Genomic DNA, 20,270 nt, shown 5'->3' on the forward strand with positions numbered 1-20,270 from the left:
CCCTCGGCCTCCGCCCACCGCTTCTCCCTCGGCCTCCTCCTGGCGGATCCCGGGCGCGGGCGCCCGGCCCGTCCCGGCCGCCCGCCTCAAGGCCCGAGGTCGGCGTAGGCGGCGCGGAGCAGGCCCCGCAGCCGCTCCCAGCCCTCCTCGCGGATGAATGCCTCCGGTCCCCACCGCAGTGCGGGAACCGTCCGGACCAGCCCCGACGGATCCCGCTGCAGCACGTGCACTTCCGCGATCCGCCGCCGCCCGGAGCGGTCTCGTACGAGGTGCAGGACCACCGAGAGCGCGGCGGCCACCTGGCTGTGCAGCGCCAGCCGGTCGAGCCCGGCCGCCGTGCCGAGGGCTTCCAGGCGGGCCGGCACGTCGGCCGCGGCGTTGGCGTGCACCGTGCCCGAGCCGTCGTGACCGGTGTTCAGGGCGGCCAGCAGATGGACCACTTCCGGGCCGCGCACCTCGCCCACGACCAGCCGGTCCGGCCGCATCCGCAGTGCCTGCCGCACCAGGTCCTCAAGGGTGACGAGGCCCGCGCCCTCCTGGTTGGCGGGTCTGGTCTCCAGGCGGACCACGTGCGGATGGTCAGGCCGCAGTTCCGCCGAGTCCTCGGCCAGGACGATCCGCTCGTCCGGTCCCGTGAGCCCGAGCAGGGCACTGAGCAGCGTTGTCTTCCCCGAGCCCGTACCGCCGCTGACCAGGAACGACAGCCGGGCCTCCAGCAGTGCCCGCAGGACCCGGTCGCCGCCGGGCGGAACCGTCCCCGCCGCCACCAGTTCGTCGAGTGTGAACGCCCGCGGACGCACCACCCGCAGGGACAGGCAAGCGCAGTCCACGGCGACGGGAGGCAGCACGGCGTGCAGGCGCGTGCCGTCGGGCAGCCGGGCGTCGACCCAGGGACGGGCGTCGTCCAGGCGGCGGCCGGCCACGGCGGCGAGCCGTTGGGCCAGGCGCCGTACGGCCGTCGGGTCGGGGAAGCGAACGCCGGTCAGCTCCAGTCCCCCGCCCCGGTCCACCCAGACCCGGTCCGGTGCCGACACCAGCACGTCGGTCACCGACGGATCGGCGAGCAGCGGGTCCAGCGGTCCACTGCCGACCAGCTCCGACCGCAACTGCTGGGCGGTCCACAGCACTTCGGCATCGCCCAGCACCCGCCCCTGTTCCCGCAGCGCCTGCGCCACCCGCGCGGGCGTCGGTTCGGCGCCGCGCTCGGCCAGCCACCGCCGGACCCCGTCGAGCAGTCCGGGGAGCACCACCGTGTCCCCGTCCCGCCCGTCGTCGGACCGGTGGCCTGCCCGTCGCCCGCCACCCGGTGGTCCGGGCTGCTGCCGCGGCTGCTCCGGGGGCTGCGGGGGCGGCGCCTGTGGTGGGGGAGGCTGCGGGGGCGGCGCCTGGGGCTCCGGCGACCGGCCGGACGCGAACCAGGCGGACCACGCCCCCGGTCCGGAGGGCCGCTCGCCCCGTCCGTCGGGCCGGTGGCCGTGTGGAACCGGCCCGGTGAGCCGGTGGCCCTGCGGAACCGGACCGGCCGGGCCGGATGCCGCCGCGGACCCCACGCCCCGGGCCAACGTCGTCACGGACACCGCACCAACCGCTCGACACGCCTGTGCCGCCCCGGCCGGCGCGGCGGGTTCGACCGGAACCGGTGCCGCACGGTCCGCCGCGCCCGAAGCCCCCACGCCACCCGCCTGCCCGCGCGGCCCCCACCCCTCCACGTCGTTCCCCTGCCCGCCGCCCGCTCCCCACGCCTGCTCACCGCTGCCCTGCTCACCGGGCCCCGCCGCCCTCTCGCCGTACGCCTCGGCGCCCTTCTCCCGGCCCGTCACGACGCCCTCGCCTCCACCAGCGCCCGCTCCCAGAACTCCTTGCAGAAGCGGGCCAGCGGGCCGCGGGCCGACGCCGCAGGGGGCCGGCCCGCGGCGTGCCCGTGCCGCAGGTCCGGGTCGACGGGGACGTCCCCCGCCAGGGGCAGCCCGAGCAGCCGGGCCACCTCGCGGTCGTTCAGGCCGGGTGCGTACGGTCCGCGCACCGCCACGCGGAGGTCGCGCACCACCATGCCCACGGCGGAGGCCACCCGCCCCGCCGCGGCCACGGCGCGCAGTTCGGCCGGGACCACGAGCACCCCGAGGTCGACCTGGGCGAGGGCTTCGGCGGCCCCGTCGTCGACGCGTCGCGGCAGGTCGACCACCACCGTGCCCCCGCCGCGGCGCGCGGCGGCGAGCACCGCGCGGACCGCCTGCGGCGGTACGGCCACGCAGTCGCCCCGGTCCCAGCTGAGGACGCGCAACGAGTGGAGTTCCGGCAGCGACTCCTCCAGGGCGCCACCGCCGACCCGCCCGCGCGAGGCGGCGAACGCGGGCCAGCGCAGACCGTCGGCCGACTCGCCGCCCAGGACCACGTCAAGCCCGCCGCCCAGCGGATCCGCGTCGACGAGCAGCGTGCGCAGCCCTTCCCGGGCGGCGGTGACCGCGAGGGCGCACGCGAGGGTGGAGGCGCCGGCTCCGCCCCGGCCGCCGATGACGCCCACGGTCAGTGCGGGCCGGCCGACGCCTTCGGCGACGTCGGCGATGCGGTCGACCAGCCACTGTTCCCCGTCGGGCAGCATCAGCACGTGGTCGGCGCCGATCTCGACGGCGCGCCGCCAGACGCCCGAGTCGTCCTGGTCCCGCCCGACCAGCACCACCCCGCGGCGACGCGCGGCACCGCGCACCCTCGGCGCGGCGTCGTCCCCGACGATGACCAGGGGAGCCGCCTCCCAGCGGCCCCGGCGTTCCGGCAGACCGTGGTGGACCTCGGGAGTGGCGCCTGCCGCCGCGCACAGGCGCAGCAGGTCGTCCAGAAGACCGGCGTCCTCGGTGACGATCAGCGGGCCGCCCTGCCGGTCTCCCCCGGTCTTGGGCGGCGGGTCGTGTGCGACGGTTCCAGCCATCGTGGTCCCCCTTGCTGCACAGGTCGCGCGGCCCTTCCGGCTGCGCGATGTCCGAACGTGTGGAGTGCCGGAAAGCGCCCTCTCATGCGGAGATCCGACGGAATCCGGCCAAACGCGACCCGGCTTACCCGTCGAGCCTTCAACTCGCCTCGGACGGGTCGCGTCGGAATCACGGTGCAGCGCCGCGGAAAATAAAGTGGATCTTGCTTGAAAACTGTGGACAAAACGGAGGCTGTGAATACAGCCGTCACCCGAACCAGTGAGAAGCGGCGAGCGGCGGGCACCGACTGTGCGACTTTCCACAGAGCAGTCTGATGACTACACAGCGTATTGAGTCATAGCCATGACAAGCAGTTCCCGCTCCACGGCACGCAAAAGTGCCCCGCCGGGAGGAAAGGGCGGAAAAGTATCCGGACATGCGACGACCCCCGCCGGGGGGGAGAGCGGGGGTCGTCCCCACGGCCGACTCGGGGGGGGAGGAGTCGGGCCGGGTTAGCACGGTCGCGAACGATCCGTGACTTCCATGGTGTACCCGAGGGCCCTCTCGAGCAAACCCACGCGCCGCACCTTACGCCGAATGGGCTGCGCCTATGCTCGGGGCGTGGAAAACCACTCCTTGCCCCGCACAGCGGCCTTCTTTGATCTGGACAAGACGGTCATTGCGAAGTCGAGCACGCTCACCTTCAGCAAGTCCTTCTACCAAGGCGGCCTGATCAACCGCCGGGCGGTCTTGCGCACCGCATATGCCCAGTTCGTCTTCCTGGCCGGCGGCGCCGATCACGACCAGATGGAACGCATGCGCAAGTACCTGTCCGCGCTGTGCCGCGGCTGGAACGTGCAGCAGGTCAAGGAGATCGTCGCGGAGACGCTGCACGATCTCATCGACCCGATCATCTACGACGAGGCCGCCACGCTCATCGAGCAGCACCACACCGCTGGCCGGGACGTCGTGATCGTGTCCACGTCGGGCGCCGAGGTCGTCGAGCCGATCGGGGAGATGCTCGGCGCGGACCGGGTCGTGGCCACCCGCATGGTCGTCGGCGACGACGGGTGCTTCACCGGGGAGGTGGAGTACTACGCCTACGGCCCCACGAAGGCGGAGGCCATCCGGGAGCTGGCCGAGTCCGAGGGCTACGACCTCGACCGCTGCTACGCCTACAGCGACTCGGTGACCGACGTGCCGATGCTGGAGTCCGTGGGCCACCCCCACGCCGTGAACCCCGACAGGGCCCTGCGCCGCGAGGCCCTCGCCCGCGAGTGGCCCATCCTGGACTTCCACCGCCCCGTCCGCCTGAAGCAGCGTCTGCCCACCCTGTCCGTGCCACCCCGCCCCGCACTCGTGGCGGCCGCGGCCATCGGGGCGGCTGCCGCCACCGCCGGCCTGGTCTGGTACGCCAGCCGACGACGGACATCCGTGGCTTGATCGACGACGGACATCCGTGGCCTGATCGCGGACCGGAACACCCGCCCCCATCCGGCGATTCATGCCCGTTTGGTGCACCTTTGAACCCAAAAGTAAAGAAGCCCGGTCAGGGCTTCCGCTTCCATCGGAGCTGGAGTACAAAGGATTTACGGCCCGCGAGACCAGGGACATCCGAGAGGATCACCCAACAGACGCATTGAGGCCCCACGGACCGAGCATGGCCACCAGGCACCCACGCGACGTCGACCCGTCGATTACGGGCCAGCCACACCAGGTGACGGGCAAAGTCCCCGACCTGATGGGTACACATCGAGGACGCTTGGTAACCGGGTGGGCATGCCAGCGGCGGTACGAGTTCTCGTACCGCCGCATTTCTGTGCCACCACCACCGCACCCGCCCCGGACGCGATCGGGCCGCAGCCGCACCCGCCCCGGACGCGATCGGGCCGCTGCCGCACCGGCTCCGGACGCGATCGGGCCGCCGCCGGCCCGGCCGCCCTCACCCGAGGGGCCGCACGGTCGCGCCGGCGTCAGGCCGCTCCGCGCTGCAGGGCCTCGCACACCGCCGTGGACTCACGCGCCCCCAGTTCGATCGCCCGCCCGCAGTGGACGATCCAGGCGGCCACACCCTCCGGGGTGCCGGACATGTACCCCTCCAGCGCCGCCAGATACGCCTCGCGCCCCAGCTCGGCATGTCCCACCTCGGCCGGACACACCGACTTCGGGTCCAGTCCGCTGCCGACCAGGACGATGCGTGCGGCGGTGCGTGCGACCAGGCCGTTGTGCGAGACGAACGGGCGCAGCGCGAGGAGTTCGCCGTGCACCACGGCGGCGGTGACCAGCGCCGGCGCGGTCCCGCCCGCGATGATCACGTCGGACAGCCCCTCCAGGCGCCCGTGCGCCTCCGCGGCGCCGGGCACGGGCAGCCCGATCTCCGGCTCGTCGACCTGTTCGCCCTGCTGACGCGGACGGCCGACGGACTCCGCCTTGTCCGCCGCGGCGACGAGGTGCAGCCGGGCCAGCACCCGAAGGGGTGATTGCCGCCAGATGGACAGCAACTGCCCCGCCTCCGCGGTCAGTCTGAGGGCCGCGCCCACGGTGCGCGCCTCGTCGTCACCGCTGAAGTCGGTACGCCGCCGCACCTCCTCCAGCGCCCAGTCGGCACCGCCGAGCGCCGCCGAACCACGCGCACCGCGCAGGGCCGCCTCGGACGTGATCTCGTTGCTGCGCCGACGCATGACCCGGTGTCCGTAGACCCGGTCCACGGCCTTGCGCACCGACTCCACGGAGTCCGCCACGCCGGGCAGTGAGCCCAGGGCCGCCAGGGGATCTCCACCACTCGGCGCGGGGCGGGGGCCGGACGGAGGGCCTTCGGACGCACCAGTCGTACTCATGGGTACGACCCTACGCACCTCGATGGCGCCCCCCACGCGGGAGTGGTCTTCTTCACGTCGGATTGCCACATACAGCTATCGCACCACTACGCTTGGTGAACATGAAAATTGCTTTCGTTGGGAAGGGCGGCAGCGGCAAGACGACGCTGTCCTCCCTGTTCATCCGCCACCTCGCGGCCGAGGGAGCCCCGGTCCTGGCGGTCGACGCGGACATCAACCAGCATCTGGGGGCCGCCCTCGGCATGGCCGAGGACGAGGCCGCGGCACTGCCCGCGATGGGCGAGCACCTGCCGCTCATCAAGGACTACCTGCGGGGCACCAACCCGCGCATCGCGTCGGCGGCCGCGATGATCAAGACGACGCCCCCCGGTGAGGGCTCCCGGCTGCTGCGCGTCCGGGAGGACAACCCCGTCTACGACGCCTGTGCCCGCCCGGTGCAACTCGACAAGGGTGCCGTCCGCCTGATGGCCACCGGCCCCTTCACCGACGCCGACCTGGGGGTCGCCTGCTACCACTCCAAGACCGGAGCGGTGGAGCTGTGCCTGAACCACCTGGTCGACGGCCCGGACGAGTACGTCGTGGTCGACATGACGGCCGGCTCGGACTCCTTCGCCTCCGGCATGTTCACCCGTTTCGACCTCACGTTCCTCGTGGCCGAGCCGACCCGGAAGGGAGTCTCCGTCTACCGCCAGTACAAGGAGTACGCCCGCGACTTCGGCGTGGCCCTGAAGGTCGTCGGCAACAAGGTCCAGGGCCCGGACGACCTCGACTTCCTGCGCGCCGAGACCGGGGACGACCTGCTGGTGACCGTCGGGCACTCCGACTGGGTGCGCGCGCTGGAGAAGGGCCGCCCGCCCCGGTTCGAGCTCCTGGAGGAGTCCAACCGCGGGGCCCTGCGCCTGCTGCGGGAGACCGTCGACGCGGCGTACGGACAGCGGGACCGGGAGCGGTACATGCGCCAGATGGTGCACTTCCACCTCAAGAACGCCCAGGCGTGGGGCAACGAGCGCACGGGCGCCGACCTCGCGGCGCAGGTCGACCCCGCCTTCGTCCTCGGCGAGAGCGTCGCGGCGACGGCATGAGCGGGGCGCCCCCGGGCGCGCCGGGCGGTGCCTGACGGGCGCCACGACCGTTCGCGGGTCCGTCGGTCCACCGCCCCGCCGCCCGCCCTGCCGCCGCGTCGGCGCGGGACGGGCGGCGGGGCGGGGCGGGGCGGGCGGCGGGGCGGACCACCGCCGGAGGTCAGTCCTTCGCGGCCGGTGCGCCGGGAACGCCCTTCGGTGCCGGGGCCGGGGCGGCCGCGGCCAGGTAGGACTTCCAGTCCTTCTTGGGCGCCTCTCCGACCCCGAGGCCGCGCAGCTTCTCCAGCGTCTTCGGGTCCTGCGCGTCCAGCCAGTCCACGAGCTGGCGGAAGGAGACGCAGCGCACCTCGGACTTGGTGCACACCGTCTCGACGACCTCCTCGACGGCCCGCATGTAGGTGCCGCCGTTCCAGGACTCGAAGTGGTTGCCGATGATCAGCGGGGCGCGGTTGCCGTTGTAGGCGCGGTCGAAGCCCTGCAGCAGGGAGTCCCGCATCTCGTCACCCCACTGCTCGTGCTTGGCGGGGTCGCCCTGGGTGGTCGTGCCGGACTGGTTGACCATGTAGTTGTAGTCCATGCTCAGCGTCTCGAAGGACCGCCCCGGGAAGGGCACCAGCTGGAGCGAGAGGTCCCACAGGCCGTTCTTCTTCTTCGGCCAGACCTGGTTGGCGACGCCGCTGGTGTCGTAGCGGAAGCCCAGGTCCCGGGCCGCCTTCATGAAGTTCTCCTGACCCTCCAGACACGGGGTCCGGGCGCCGATGAGCTCCTTGTCGTAGTCGAAGGGGAGCGGGGCCGCGTTCTTCACGCCGGTGTTGGTCTTCCAGGTCTTGACGAACCACTTCGCCTGGGAGATCTCGTCCTTCCACTCCTCGGCCGACCACTCGCCGACCCCGCCGCCGCTGCCGCAGAAGTGGCCGTTGAAGTGGGTTCCGATCTCGTTGCCCTCGAGCCAGGCGAGCCGCAGTTGCTTGACGGTGTCGGTGATGCCCTGGCGGTCGTTGAAGCCGATGTCGGAGCGGCCCGGGGAGTGCTGCGGCGGACGGTAGAGGTCGCGCTTCTCCTCCGGAAGCATGTACACGCCGCTGAGGAAGTACGTCATGGTCGCGTTGTTCTCCTTGGCGACCTTGCGGAAGTGGGAGAACAGCTTCTGGCTGTCCTCTCCCGCTCCGTCCCACGAGAAGACGACGAACTGCGGGGGCTTCTCGCCCGGCTTCAGCCGCTCGGGCTTCCGCAGGTGCGGCTGGGCCCCGGTGTAGGCGGTCGAACCGTCGCCGATCAGGCGCACCACATTCTTGGGCGCCGGGGCCGGCTTGGCCTTCTCCCGCTTTTCGGCGGCATTCTCGGTGTCGGTCCCGCACGCGGTCAGTGAGGCGGCGCAGACCGCGACGATCACGGCGCCCGCTGCGATCCTGTGGGTGGCGGCCATCTTCCGCCCACCTTCTTCCTTCTCTCGGACGAACCCTGGCGAGGGCGATGTCAGGTGCTGCCGCGGCAGGCCGACAGCGCCGCCAACGTCGCACGGCCCGGAAGAAGGAATTAGTACGACAAGCCGATGGAATGGGCACTTCACCCCCCTGGGTGATTCCTTGAGCTGTATGCCGGGAAAGCACCGATCTGCCTTTTACTCCGAATTACGATTCGTTTACCGCCAGTTGGGAGTGCGTGCGCACGTGTCCCGCCGAGGTGACGCCGCGCCGGCCCGGCGCCCACCGCCGCGACCAGCCCCGCCGCAGCGCGGAGCCCCACCCGTTCCGCGACCGCGCAGACCCGGAGGAGACGGGAAACATGTCAGCCTGCGTCCCCGCCCGCGCCGCCGACCTGAACCGGACCGAGCGCGCCCATCCGCCCCACAGCCCGCCGCCAGCCGGACCGTGGCGTCCTCGCATCGCGGGCGCCGACGTGTCGGCCTCCATCGCCGTCTTCCTGATCGCCCTCCCCCTGTCCCTGGGCATCGCCCTCGCCACCGGCGCGCCGCTCCAGGCCGGTCTGGTGGCCGCCGCCGTCGGCGGTCTCGTCGCCGGAATGCTCGGCGGCTCCCCCCTCCAGGTCAGCGGCCCTGCCGCCGGACTCACCGTGGTCACCGCCGACCTCATCCAGCGCTACGGATGGCGGACGACCTGCGCCATCACCGTCCTCGCCGGTCTCGCCCAGCTCGGCCTGGGCTGTCTGCGGGTGGCCCGCGGCGCACTCGCCGTCAGCCCCGCCATCGTGCACGGCATGCTCGCCGGCATCGGAGTCACCATCGCCGTCGCCCAGGTGCACATCGTCCTCGGGGGCACCCCGCAGAGCTCGGTGCCCGACAACCTGCGGGCCCTGCCCGCCCAGTTGGCCGACTTCGACCCGGCAGCGGTGGCCGCGAGCCTGCTGACCCTGGTGCTCCTGATGTTCTGGCCACGGCTCCCCGGCCGGATCGGCCGGTTCCTGCGCAGGGTCCCAGCCGCACTCGTCGCCGTCACCGGGGCCACCGCCGTGGCGTCCGCCGCGGGCCTCGCCCTGGCCCAGGTCGACCTGCCGTCCTGGCGCAGTCACGCCCTGGCCGGGCTGCCCGAAGGCCCCGTGCTCGGACTCGTCGCCGCCGTGCTCACCACCACGCTGGTGTGCAGCGTGCAGTCCCTGCTCGGTGCGGTCGCGGTCGACAAACTGGCGTCGGCCCGCCCCGGCCCCCAGCACGTCACCCGCTCCGACCTGGACCGTGAGCTGCTCGGCCAGGGCGCCGCCAACATCGTCTCCGGCGGCCTCGGCGGCCTGCCCGTCGCCGGGGTCGCCGTACGCAGTTCCGCGAATGTGCGCGCGGGTGCCGTGAGCCGGAACTCCACGATGCTGCACGGCGTTCTCGTAGTGATCGCCGCGCTGCTGATGGTCCCTCTCCTGGAGCTCATCCCGCTCGCCTCGCTCGCCGCCCTGGTGATGGCCGTCGGCATCCAGATGGTGTCCCTGCACCACATCCGCACGGTGACCCGCCACCGTGAGGTCCTCGTCTACGCCGTCACCACCCTCGGCGTGGTCTCCCTGGGCGTCCTGGAGGGCGTCGTCCTCGGCATCGCCGTGGCCGTCGCCGTGGCCCTGCACCGTCTCACCCGCACCCGCATCACGCACACGGAGAAAGGAGGCACCCATCACGTCCACGTCCGAGGGCAGTTGACGTTCCTCGCCGTACCACGCCTCAGCCGGACCCTGCACCTGGTGCCCCCGGGCGCCGACGCCGTCGTGACGCTGGACGGGTCGTTCATGGACCACGCCGCGTACGAGGCGCTGCACGACTGGCAGAGCACCCATCGGGCCCGGGGCGGCACGGTGGAGATCACCGGCCGTCGCGCCGGCCTCCGGATCGCCGAGCCGGGGCGCCTCACCGGGCACACCCCGGCCGACGGCACCGAGGAGGGCGGCGCGCGGGCCGGCGGCTGCCGCTGCAAGCCCTGGACCGCCTGGCGCAACCACCAGTGCGAGCGTCCCTCCGCACCGCCCGCGGCCGACACTCCGCCCCGGGACGCCGGGACAGCACGCGGGGAACGGCCGCGCGCCGTCGGGCTGGAGCTCGTGCAGGGCGTCAGCGCGTTCCAGCGGGACACCGCCCCGCTGGTGCGCGAGGAGCTGGCCCGGCTGGCGCGCGAGGGACAGCGGCCGTCGCAACTGTTCCTGACCTGCGCCGATTCACGGCTGGTCACCTCGATGATCACGTCCAGTGGTCCGGGAGACCTGTTCGTGGTGCGCAACGTCGGCAACCTCGTCCCGCCTCCGGGCGAGGAGAGCGGCGACGACTCCGTGGCGGCCGCCCTCGAGTACGCCGTGGAGGTGCTGGCGGTCCGGTCCATCACCGTGTGCGGCCATTCGGGCTGCGGTGCGATGCAGGCGCTGCTCGACGCGACACCGCCGGACGCCCGCACTCCGCTGAGCCGGTGGCTGCGCCACGGCCGGCCCAGTCTGGAGCGTCTGGGAGGTGCGGCCGGGCCGGTCGAGCGACTCGCCGGGGGCCCGCCCCGCGACTCCGTCGAGCGGCTCTGCCTGAGCAACGTGGTCCAGCAGCTGGAGCACCTGAGAGCCCACGGGTCGGTCGACCGCGCCGTGCGGGAGGGGCGGCTGGACCTGCACGGGATGTACTTCGACGTGGCCGAGGCGCAGGCGTACCTCCTGACGGAGACGGACGAGGAACGGAGCTTCGACCGCGTCCGCGCGCAGGAGCGGCCGACCGCCGATCTCCCAGGTGAGGGATCTCTTCCGGTGTGAGAGGCGTTACACGATCTGAACCAGGAGCTGTCGGCGTCCGTGGGTACCGATGACCCCCCGGCCGCGCAAGCAACCGACACCGTAAAAGGTCTAAACCACTTTGCCGTCACCCCTTGTCACCGCACCCCCGGTTCTGATGAGCTGTGGCCTGGGACACAACGGACACACCTGGGAAAGGCAGATGCCGTGAGCAACGAAAGCCTGGCCAACCTTTTGAAGGAGGAGCGTCGCTTCGCGCCGCCCGCTGACCTGGCCGCCAACGCCAACGTCACGGCCGAGGCGTACGAGAGTGCCAAGGCTGACAGGCTCGGCTTCTGGGCCGAGCAGGCCCGCCGGCTGACCTGGGCCAAGGAGCCCACCGAGACGCTCGACTGGTCCAACCCCCCGTTCGCCAAGTGGTTCCAGGACGGCGAGCTCAACGTCGCCTACAACTGCGTCGACCGGCATGTCGAGGCCGGACACGGCGACCGGGTCGCCATCCACTTCGAGGGCGAGCCCGGCGACAGCCGCACGATCACCTACGCCCAGCTCAAGGACGAGGTGTCCCAGGCCGCCAACGCCCTGCGGGAGCTGGGCGTGCAGAAGGGCGACCGGGTCGCCGTCTACCTGCCGATGATCCCCGAGGCCGTGGTGGCGATGCTGGCCTGTGCCCGCATCGGCGCGGCCCACTCCGTGGTCTTCGGCGGCTTCTCGGCGGACGCCCTGGCCACCCGTATCCAGGACGCGGACGCCCGAGTGGTCATCACGGCCGACGGCGGGTACCGGCGCGGCAAGCCCTCGGCCCTCAAGCCGGCGGTGGACGAGGCCGTCGGCCGGGCCGACGTCGTGGAGCACGTCCTCGTCGTCCGCCGCACCGGCCAGGACGTCGCCTGGACCGAAGGCCGCGACGTGTGGTGGCACGACCTCGTCGGCCGGCAGAGCCGCGAGCACACGCCGGAGGCGTTCGGCGCGGAGCACCCGCTGTTCATCCTCTATACGTCCGGCACCACGGGTAAGCCGAAGGGCATCCTGCACACCTCCGGCGGCTTCCTCACGCAGACGGCGTACACCCACTGGTCGGTCTTCGACCTCAAGCCGGAGACGGACGTGTTCTGGTGCACGGCCGACATCGGCTGGGTGACCGGCCACTCCTACATCGTCTACGGCCCGCTCGCCAACGGCGCGACCCAGGTCATGTACGAGGGCACCCCCGACACGCCGCACCAGGGCCGCTTCTGGGAGATCGTCCAGAAGTACGGCGTCACCATCCTCTACACCGCGCCCACCGCGATCCGGACGTTCATGAAGTGGGGCGACGACATCCCCGCCAAGTTCGACCTGTCGTCGCTCCGGCTGCTCGGCTCCGTGGGTGAGCCGATCAACCCCGAGGCGTGGATCTGGTACCGCAAGAACATCGGCGGGGACCGCACCCCGGTGGTGGACACCTGGTGGCAGACGGAGACCGGCGGCATCATGATCTCGCCGCTGCCCGGCGTGACCGAGGCGAAGCCCGGCTCCGCCCAGACTGCGCTGCCCGGCATCGCGGCGACCGTCGTCGACGACGAGGGCAACGAGGTGCCCAGCGGCGGTGGTGGCTACCTCGTGGTCACCGAGCCGTGGCCGTCGATGCTGCGCACCGTCTGGGGCGACGACCAGCGGTTCATCGACACCTACTGGTCCCGCTTCGAGGGCAAGTACTTCGCGGGTGACGGTGCCAAGCGGGACGACGACGGCGACATCTGGCTGCTGGGCCGGGTGGACGACGTGATGCTCGTGTCGGGGCACAACATCTCCACCACCGAGGTCGAGTCGGCGCTCGTCTCCCACCCGTCGGTCGCCGAGGCGGCCGTGGTCGGTGCCGCGGACGAGACGACCGGTCAGGCGATCGTCGCGTTCGTCATCCTGCGCGGCACCGCGGCGGAGACCGAGGACCTGGTCGGCGAGCTGCGCAACCACGTCGGCGCCACCCTCGGCCCGATCGCCAAGCCCAAGCGGATCCTGCCGGTGGCGGAGCTGCCGAAGACCCGCTCGGGCAAGATCATGCGCCGGCTCCTCAGGGACGTCGCGGAGAACCGTCAGCTCGGTGACGTCACCACGCTCACCGACTCCACCGTCATGGACCTCATCCAGGCGAAGCTGCCGCAGTCGCCCAGCGAGGACTGACACACCCGCCCGGCGCGACGGCACGACCGGCACGATCAGCACAACCGGCACGACCGGCAGGGGCACCCGGAACTCACCGCACCGGGTGCCCCTGTCGCGTTCAGCCGGGAGGCTGCGGTGTCGGGGCTGTCGTCGCGCGTTCCGTCCTGCCTATTCCTGCGTCGAGGAATTGCTGCAGCGGGGCGCTGTGGGAGCGGGTGCCGCCCGACGCGTACGGACCGCACACGGACGCCGCGCTACGCGCACGGGCCGTCCGGGCGTCAGGCACCGGCGCCCGGACGGGAGAACGGGAGGACGGGAGGACGGACGGGAGGGCGGGCCGATGACTCGCGCCCGCCGGACCGCGCCGGCCGGCATCGCCCCGCGAGGGCCCGGCCACCGGGCCGGGGAACCGGGTGTGGGCCGGGTGAAGAGCGCGCTGCCTGCGGCGCGACCCGAGCGTGGACGCGTGAGGCGTCCGGCAGTGTGCTCCGCCACCCACCGGTGCACCCGATCGGCGCGTTGGTTACAGTAGCCAAAAACCGCGCTCGCAGCGGTTTCATGGAGCGCCGGGAAGTCTGGTCGGCACACGAATCGTGCTGCCCACCGATCAGAGGACCACCCCGTGACCGCACCCCGCACCCCCCGCCCCGGCAAGGCCTTCGGACGCCTCTCCCTGCCCGAGCGGACCTTCATCACGGACGCGCTGCGGACCGAGACCGTCGGCGGGGTCCTGCTGCTGCTCGCCGCCGTCGCCGCCCTGGTCTGGGCGAACGTTCCCGGACTGAGCGACAGCTACACGAGTGTGAGCGACTTCCACTTCGGCCCGGAAGCGCTCGGTCTCGACCTCTCCGTCGCCCACTGGGCCGCCGACGGGCTGCTCGCGATCTTCTTCTTCGTCGCCGGCGTCGAACTCAAGCGGGAACTGGTCGCGGGTGACCTGCGCGACCCCCGGGCCGCCGCGCTCCCGGTCGTCGCCGCCCTGTGCGGCATGGCCGCACCGGCGATCGTCTACACGATCACCAGCTCGGCCGGCGGCGGATCCCTCGCCGGCTGGGCGGTGCCCACCGCCACGGACATCGCCTTCGCGCTCGCCGTCCTCGCGGTCATCGGCACGTCCCTGCCGAGCGCCCTGCGCGCCTTCCTGCTCACGCTCGCTGTCGTGGACGACCTGTTCGCGATCCTGATCATCGCGGTCTTCTTCACCGAAAGCCTGAACTTCGCCGCGCTCGGCGGCGCCGCCCTGAGCCTGGCCCTCTTCTGGTTCCTGCTCCGCAAGGGCGTCCGCGGGTGGTACGTGTACGTTCCCCTCGCGCTGGTCGTCTGGGGGCTGATGTACAACAGCGGCATCCACGCGACCATCGCCGGTGTCGCCATGGGCCTGATGCTGCGCTGTCACCGCCGCGAGGGTGAGGAGGCCTCCCCGGGCGAGCGGGTGGAGCACCTGGTCCGGCCCGTGTCGGCGGGTCTGGCGGTGCCGCTGTTCGCCCTGTTCAGCGCCGGGGTGACGGTCTCCGGCGGGGCACTCGCCGACGTGTTCACCACTCCGGAGACCCTCGGCGTGGTGCTCGGCCTCGTCGTCGGCAAGACGTTCGGCATCTTCGGCGGGACGTGGCTGACGGCCCGCTTCACCCGGGCCTCCCTCAGCGACGACCTCGCCTGGCCGGACATCTTCGCCGTGGCCACCCTGGCCGGCATCGGCTTCACCGTCTCCCTGCTCATCGGCGAACTCGCCTTCTCCGGCGACGCGTCCATGACGGACGGGGTCAAGGCCGCCGTCCTGACCGGCTCGCTCATCGCGACCGTCATCGCCACCGTGCTGCTGAAGCTGCGCAACGCCAAGTACCGCAGGCTGGAGGAGGCGGAGAACCGCGACGAGGACCAGAGCGGCGTGCCGGACATCTACGAGGAGGACGACCCGGCGTACCACGTGCGCATGGCGGAGATCCACGAACGGAAGGCCGAGGAGCACCGGCGACTCGCCGAGGAGAAGGCCGCGGCGCGCCACGGGCTTGCCGAAGTGGCGGGCGGGGCAGGCGAGGAGCACGACGGTCCGGCATGATCTGACGAGACGGTACAAACGTCGGGAGCACACCGGTCCGGCAGCAAGCGGTCCGCCCTCGGGCACGAATGCTCGCAGCCAGGCAGGAACGGTCGGAGTGCGACGGACGCCGAACGGCGGACCGGACGGACCCACCGGTGCGTACGCCCGGGACGGCCCCACCGGGACGTCGCGGCCGGACGGACCGGACGGACAACCGGCTCGCGGAGGCGGGCCGGAAGGACCGGACGGACGGCCGACCGGCCCGGCTTCACCCGACACGGACCGTCGGACGGCAGACTGCACCGTGGCCACGGCACGCAGTACGTACGCAGGAGAGGGAGACCGCGATGAGCGCACCCGACGGCAGCCCGGTCGGCGCCGAACGCAGCGTCGGCCAGCTGTTCGCCTCGGCGACGGCGGAAATGTCGGCGCTGGTGCACGACGAGATCGCGCTGGCGAAGGCGCAGCTCAAGCAGGACGTGAAGCGGGGAGCGGCCAGCGGCGGGGCGATGTCGCTGGCCGGGTTGATCCTCGTGTTCTCCCTGCCGATGCTGAATTTCGCACTGGCGTACGGCATCCACACCTGGAGCAAGTGGAACCTCGCCCTCTGCTTCCTGCTGTCCTTCGCCGCGAACGTGCTCGTCGCGCTGGTGCTCGTCCTGATCGGCGTGGTCTTCGCGAAGAAGGCGAAGAAGGGCCGCGGACCGCAGAAGGTCGCCGCCTCGATGAAGGAGACGGCGGGCGTGCTGCAGAAGGCGAAGCCGCACCCGCGGCCCGCCCTGCCCGAGAACCGGGGCCCCGAAGCCATCGAGGCTGTGGCACGCTCGTCCTCATGACGGGCCCCTCCACGCCACCGGCGCAGTCCCCCTCGACGCAACCCGCCTCGGTCGTGCGCATCGACCTGCCCGGCGGTGCCCGGGTGACCCACCGGGACGTCGCGGCCAACGGCGCACGCTTCCACATCGCGGAAGCCGGCGACGGCCCGCTGGTGCTCCTGCTGCACGGCTTCCCGCAGTTCTGGTGGACCTGGCGGCACCAGATGACGGCGCTCGCCGACGCCGGCTTCCGAGCCGTCGCCATGGACCTGCGGGGCGTCGGCGGCAGCGACCGCACACCGCGCGGCTACGACCCGGCCAACCTGGCGCTCGACATCACCGGAGTGATCCGCTCCCTGGGCGAGCCGGACGCCGCCCTGGTCGGGCACGACCTGGGCGGGTTCCTGGCGTGGACGGCGGCCGCGATGCGGCCCAAGCTCGTCCGGCGGCTGACGGTCGCGTCCATGCCGCATCCGCGTCGGTGGCGCTCGGCCCTGGTGGCCGATGTCCGCCAGTCGGCCGCGCTCTCCCACATCTGGGGGTTCCAGCGGCCCTGGGTCCCCGAACGGCAGCTCACCGCCGACGACGGGGCCCTCGTCGCCCGGCTCATCCGCGAGTGGTCCGGGCCGCGCCCGGCCGACGAGGAGGCGCTGGACGTCTACCGCCGCGCCATGTGCATCCCCTCCACGGCCCACTGCTCCATCGAGCCGTACCGCTGGATGGTGCGCTCGCTGGCCCGCCCGGACGGCATCCAGTTCAACCGCAGGATGAAGCGCCCGGTCCGGGTGCCCACCCTGCATCTCCACGGCTCGCTCGACCCGGTGGTGCGCACCAGGAGCGCGGCCGGTTCCGGGCAGTACGTCGAAGCTCCGTATCGCTGGCGGCTGTTCGACGGGCTCGGGCACTTCCCGCACGAGGAGGATCCGGTCGCCTTCTCCACCGAACTGATCAATTGGCTGAAGGATCCGGAACCCGATCGGTAACCGCACCGACACTCCCGGCACGTTCTACCGCACTTCTCGCACGTTCCCCTGAACACCTGCTCCACGAACGGCCACTTGCCCGGCGCATAGGCCAATTGGGCGCGCAGGAAGCGGTTATCGACCATGGGGCGGGGGCAGACGTCCGGGTATGGGCTGGACGCACGACTACAGTGACGCAGGCCGCAATCGCCGTTCGGCGAGCGGTGTGGGCTCTCACCAGCGAGGCGGTGCACCGCAGATGGCAGGTGTGGCGGGTGTGGCAGGTACGGACCCCCGGGTGGGCATTCCACGCATCCTGCGCCGCCGGGCGCGCTGGGTCTCCGTCCGTCTGCGCCAACCACGCGGCTGACCGCCCGCTCGATCACCCGGGCGTCCCGACGCCCCCCTCCGCACCCCCGTAAGGCCCCGCGCACACGCACGACCGACGCGGCCGGCCCCCTCCGGGCCTGTTCCCGCGCACTGCCGTGCAGCAGCACAACGCGCTGATCGTGCGCCGCAAACGGAACGCCTCACGGAGGGCTCGCTAGAACGCACGGCGGCGGGGTCCTGCCGGACCTGCCGGACCTGCCAGGCGTGCTGGACCTGCTGGACCTGCCGGTGATCGTGTCACCTCTGCCGCCGCAGCCTGAGGCGGCAAGGGTCAGGGTGTCCGAGGGGGCGTCAGCAGGCTTCCTGGAGTTCGAAGATGGGCGCCGCTCCGTGGGCACGCGTCACGCGGTGCGGTGGCTTTCGTGTCTCCCCGGCAGGGCCCAATGCCTGGCCAGTTTCTGTGCCCTGGCGCGGATTCCGCTCCGGGAACGCGCAGGACATCCGGGCGCCTGCGACACGAGCTCCGGACCTTCGGTCGCCGGTCGCCGGTCGCCGGAAGGCCCGGTCGTACAGTGGCCGGAACGTCTGGCCGCACGGTTGCCGGAACGTCCGGCCGTCCGGCCGCGCGGCCGCCCGGTCGTCAGATCGCCCGGCCGTCGGATCGGCCTTCTCCGTGTCGGCTACAGCGCGCAGTTGTCGCTGTCGACCTGCTGGTTCGCGGTGCGCCCCTTGGCGATGTCCTCCTCGATCTCGTCCACCGTCAGCGCGTACCCCGTCTCGGCGTCGTCCAGCGACTTCGCGAAGATCACGCCGTAGACCTCGCCCTCGGGCGTCAGCAGGGGACCGCCGGAGTTGCCCTGCCGCACGGTCGCGTACAGCGAGTAGACGTCACGGCGCACGGTGCCCCGGTGATAGATGTCCGGGCCGTTGGCCGTGATCCGGCCGCGCACCCGGGCCGACCGGACGTCGTACGCACCGTTCTCGGGGAACCCGGCGACGATCGCGCTGTCGCCGCTGCTCGCGTCCTCGGTCGTGAACCGCAGCGCGGGCGCCTTCAGATCGGGCACGTCGAGGACGGCGATGTCGCGCTCCCAGTCGTAGAGGACGACCGTCGCGTCGTACCTCCGGCCCTCGCCGCCTATCTGGACGGTGGGTTCCTCGACTCCCCCGACGACGTGCGCGTTGGTCATGACACGGCGCTCGTCGAAGACGAAGCCGGTGCCCTCCAGCACTTTGCCGCAGCGCTCGGCGGTGCCCATGACCTTCACGATGGACCGCTGCGCACGCAGGGCCACCGGGCTGCCCGCGAGCGCCGGGTCGGGCGGGCGGACGTTCTTGATCGGCTCGTTGGCGAAGGGGCTGAAGACCTGCGGGAAGCCGTTCTGCGCGAGGACGGAGGAGAAGTCGGCGAACCAGGTGTCGGCCTGGTCGGGCAGCGCCCGTGAGACGCCGAGCAGCACCTTGGAACTGCGGACCTCCTTGCCGAGCGTCGGCAGCGTGGTCCCCGCGAGAGCCGAACCGATCAGCCAGGCCACCAGCAGCATCGCGACCACGTTGACCAGGGCGCCGCCGGTGGCATCCAGCGCGCGGGCCGGGGACCAGGTGATGTGGCGGCGCAGTTTGTTGCCGAGATGGGTGGTCAGGGCCTGGCCGACGGAGGCGCAGACGATGACGACGACGATCGCCACGACGGCGGCGGTGGTGCTGACCTCGGCGTTGTCCGTGAGCGCGTCCCAGATGACCGGCAGGGCGTAGACGGCGACGAGACCGCCGCCCAGGAACCCGATCACCGAGAGGATGCCGACGACGAACCCCTGGCGGTAGCCGACGACGGCGAACCACACGGCGGCGACCAGCAGCAGGATGTCCAGCACGTTCACCGATTCAAGCCTCGCCTCGTCATTCCGGTCGCTTGCCCACGGCCGGAATCCGGAAGCGAGGGCGGGGCGGACTCACCACCGTCGTCGCAGGCCCCCGAAGAGCACGGCACGGCGAACAGCCTGTCATGACCGCCAGTCCAGCGGGACCTGCTTGTCCCGGTTCCACGGGCGCTCCCACCCGGCGAAGTGCAGCAGCCGGTCGATGATTCCGGCCGTGAAGCCCCACACCAGGGCGGATTCGACCAGGAATGCCGGACCGCGATAGCCGCTGGGGTGGACCGTGGTGGCCCGGTTGTCCGGATCCGTGAGATCCGCCACGGGGACCGTGAAGACGCGCGCCGTCTCGTTCGGGTCCACCACCCCCACCGGGCTCGGGGCACGCCACCAGCCCAGCACGGGCGTGACGACGAAGCCGCTGACGGGGATGTACAGCTTCGGCAGGGCCCCGAACAGCTGCACACCCGTCGGGTCCAGCCCGGTCTCCTCCTCGGCCTCACGGAGCGCGGCCCGCAGCGGCCCGTCGGCCTGCGGATCACCGTCCTCGGGGTCGAGGGCACCACCGGGGAAGGCCGGCTGGCCCGCGTGCGACCGCAGGGAACTTGCGCGCTCCATCAGCAGCAGCTCGGGCCCGCGTCGTCCCTCGCCGAACAGGACCAGCACGGCGGACTGGCGGCCTGCGCCGTCCTCCGGGGGCAGGAACCGGCTGAGCTGCCTCGGCGCGACCGTCTCGGCCGCCTGCGCCACCGGGTCCAGCCAAGAGGGCAGCCCCTCCTTACGGAGCCCCACCCGGTCGTCCCGGGCCCCGCTCACCTGCATCTTCGCCACCCCCGTCGTCCGGGTCCGCCGTTCCGGTCCGGGCGCCCCTCCGCCTGCGCGTCCCCGTGGGCGTACAGCGGTGGGCACCCTCTCGGGTGCGGCCGACCGTCGTGCGGTGACCGCCGCGGGGCGTGCCGGAGTACGGCACCCGGCGCATCGGGCTGCCGCGCCGCCCCGGCCCCTGGTCCGTGCCCTCGGGGACGCCCGTCGCCGCTCACCTGGGCCACGTCGCTCACATCGCCCACGTCCACCTCCG

At 72.3% G+C, this 20,270-nt stretch carries 14 protein-coding genes; 8 read left to right on the forward strand and 6 right to left on the reverse strand.

Features of this window, described 5'->3' with window-relative positions:
• Window positions 1-86 precede the first annotated feature (86 nt).
• Both ACSU53_RS13895 and ssd read right to left on the reverse strand, forming a co-directional pair.
• Complete coding sequence (locus tag ACSU53_RS13895; RefSeq protein WP_437027729.1) at window positions 87-1,250, reverse strand: TadA family conjugal transfer-associated ATPase; 1,164 nt, start codon at window positions 1,248-1,250, stop codon at window positions 87-89.
• Window positions 1,251-1,816: 566 nt separating this feature from the next.
• Window positions 1,817-2,923 (reverse strand): septum site-determining protein Ssd, encoded by a 1,107-nt coding sequence (gene ssd, locus ACSU53_RS13900; RefSeq protein WP_437027731.1) that lies wholly within the window; start codon window positions 2,921-2,923, stop codon window positions 1,817-1,819.
• Between the two features lie 577 nt (window positions 2,924-3,500).
• On the opposite strand from ssd, the gene ACSU53_RS13905 reads away from it, so the two are divergent.
• Window positions 3,501-4,346 carry an HAD family hydrolase gene (locus tag ACSU53_RS13905; protein WP_437027733.1) on the forward strand — a complete coding sequence of 282 codons (846 nt, stop codon included), beginning with the start codon at window positions 3,501-3,503 and terminating at the stop codon, window positions 4,344-4,346.
• Window positions 4,347-4,876: 530 nt separating this feature from the next.
• Here ACSU53_RS13905 and ACSU53_RS13910 read toward each other — a convergent pair.
• Window positions 4,877-5,740: an oxidoreductase gene (locus ACSU53_RS13910; RefSeq protein ID WP_437027734.1), complete on the reverse strand. Its 864-nt coding sequence runs from the start codon at window positions 5,738-5,740 to the stop codon at window positions 4,877-4,879.
• A 101-nt stretch (window positions 5,741-5,841) separates the two neighbouring features.
• Here ACSU53_RS13910 and ACSU53_RS13915 point away from each other — a divergent pair, with 101 nt between their 5' ends.
• On the forward strand, window positions 5,842-6,822 hold the full coding sequence (locus tag ACSU53_RS13915) for an ATP-binding protein (protein ID WP_437027736.1): 981 nt from the start codon (window positions 5,842-5,844) through the stop codon (window positions 6,820-6,822).
• Between the two features lie 160 nt (window positions 6,823-6,982).
• Here the strand turns inward: ACSU53_RS13915 and ACSU53_RS13920 are convergent, their stop codons facing one another.
• Entirely contained in the window at window positions 6,983-8,248 is a 1,266-nt protein-coding gene (locus tag ACSU53_RS13920) for a polysaccharide deacetylase family protein (protein ID WP_437027738.1), read from the reverse strand.
• A gap of 359 nt (window positions 8,249-8,607) precedes the next feature.
• On the opposite strand from ACSU53_RS13920, the gene ACSU53_RS13925 reads away from it, so the two are divergent.
• The 6 genes from ACSU53_RS13925 (at window position 8,608) to ACSU53_RS13950 (ending at window position 17,358) form a co-directional block, all read left to right on the forward strand.
• Window positions 8,608-11,046 carry a bifunctional SulP family inorganic anion transporter/carbonic anhydrase gene (locus tag ACSU53_RS13925; RefSeq protein WP_437027740.1) on the forward strand — a complete coding sequence of 813 codons (2,439 nt, stop codon included), beginning with the start codon at window positions 8,608-8,610 and terminating at the stop codon, window positions 11,044-11,046.
• Between the two features lie 186 nt (window positions 11,047-11,232).
• Entirely contained in the window at window positions 11,233-13,188 is a 1,956-nt protein-coding gene (acs, locus tag ACSU53_RS13930) for an acetate--CoA ligase (protein ID WP_437027742.1), read from the forward strand.
• Window positions 13,189-13,792: 604 nt separating this feature from the next.
• Window positions 13,793-15,229 (forward strand): Na+/H+ antiporter NhaA, encoded by a 1,437-nt coding sequence (nhaA, locus tag ACSU53_RS13935; protein WP_437027743.1) that lies wholly within the window; start codon window positions 13,793-13,795, stop codon window positions 15,227-15,229.
• 329 nt (window positions 15,230-15,558) lie between these two features.
• Window positions 15,559-16,047, forward strand: coding sequence for a phage holin family protein (locus ACSU53_RS13940; RefSeq protein WP_432054548.1), 489 nt, complete (start codon window positions 15,559-15,561; stop codon window positions 16,045-16,047).
• The gene (locus ACSU53_RS13945) at window positions 16,044-17,009 is read left to right on the forward strand and encodes an alpha/beta fold hydrolase (protein WP_437027745.1); all 966 of its coding nucleotides are present in this window, start codon (window positions 16,044-16,046) and stop codon (window positions 17,007-17,009) included. Before ACSU53_RS13940 ends, ACSU53_RS13945 begins: the two co-directional genes overlap by 4 nt.
• A 148-nt stretch (window positions 17,010-17,157) precedes the next feature.
• On the forward strand, window positions 17,158-17,358 hold the full coding sequence (locus tag ACSU53_RS13950; protein WP_437027748.1) for a hypothetical protein: 201 nt from the start codon (window positions 17,158-17,160) through the stop codon (window positions 17,356-17,358).
• A gap of 640 nt (window positions 17,359-17,998) precedes the next feature.
• On the opposite strand, the gene ACSU53_RS13955 is transcribed toward ACSU53_RS13950, so the two are convergent.
• Complete coding sequence (locus ACSU53_RS13955) at window positions 17,999-19,198, reverse strand: MarP family serine protease (RefSeq protein ID WP_437027750.1); 1,200 nt, start codon at window positions 19,196-19,198, stop codon at window positions 17,999-18,001.
• Between the two features lie 123 nt (window positions 19,199-19,321).
• Entirely contained in the window at window positions 19,322-20,014 is a 693-nt protein-coding gene (locus tag ACSU53_RS13960) for an NUDIX hydrolase (protein ID WP_437033191.1), read from the reverse strand.
• Window positions 20,015-20,270 lie beyond the last annotated feature (256 nt).

Source organism: Streptomyces sp. enrichment culture (assembly GCF_964273255.1).
Taxonomy (GTDB): Bacteria; Actinomycetota; Actinomycetes; order Streptomycetales; family Streptomycetaceae; genus Streptomyces.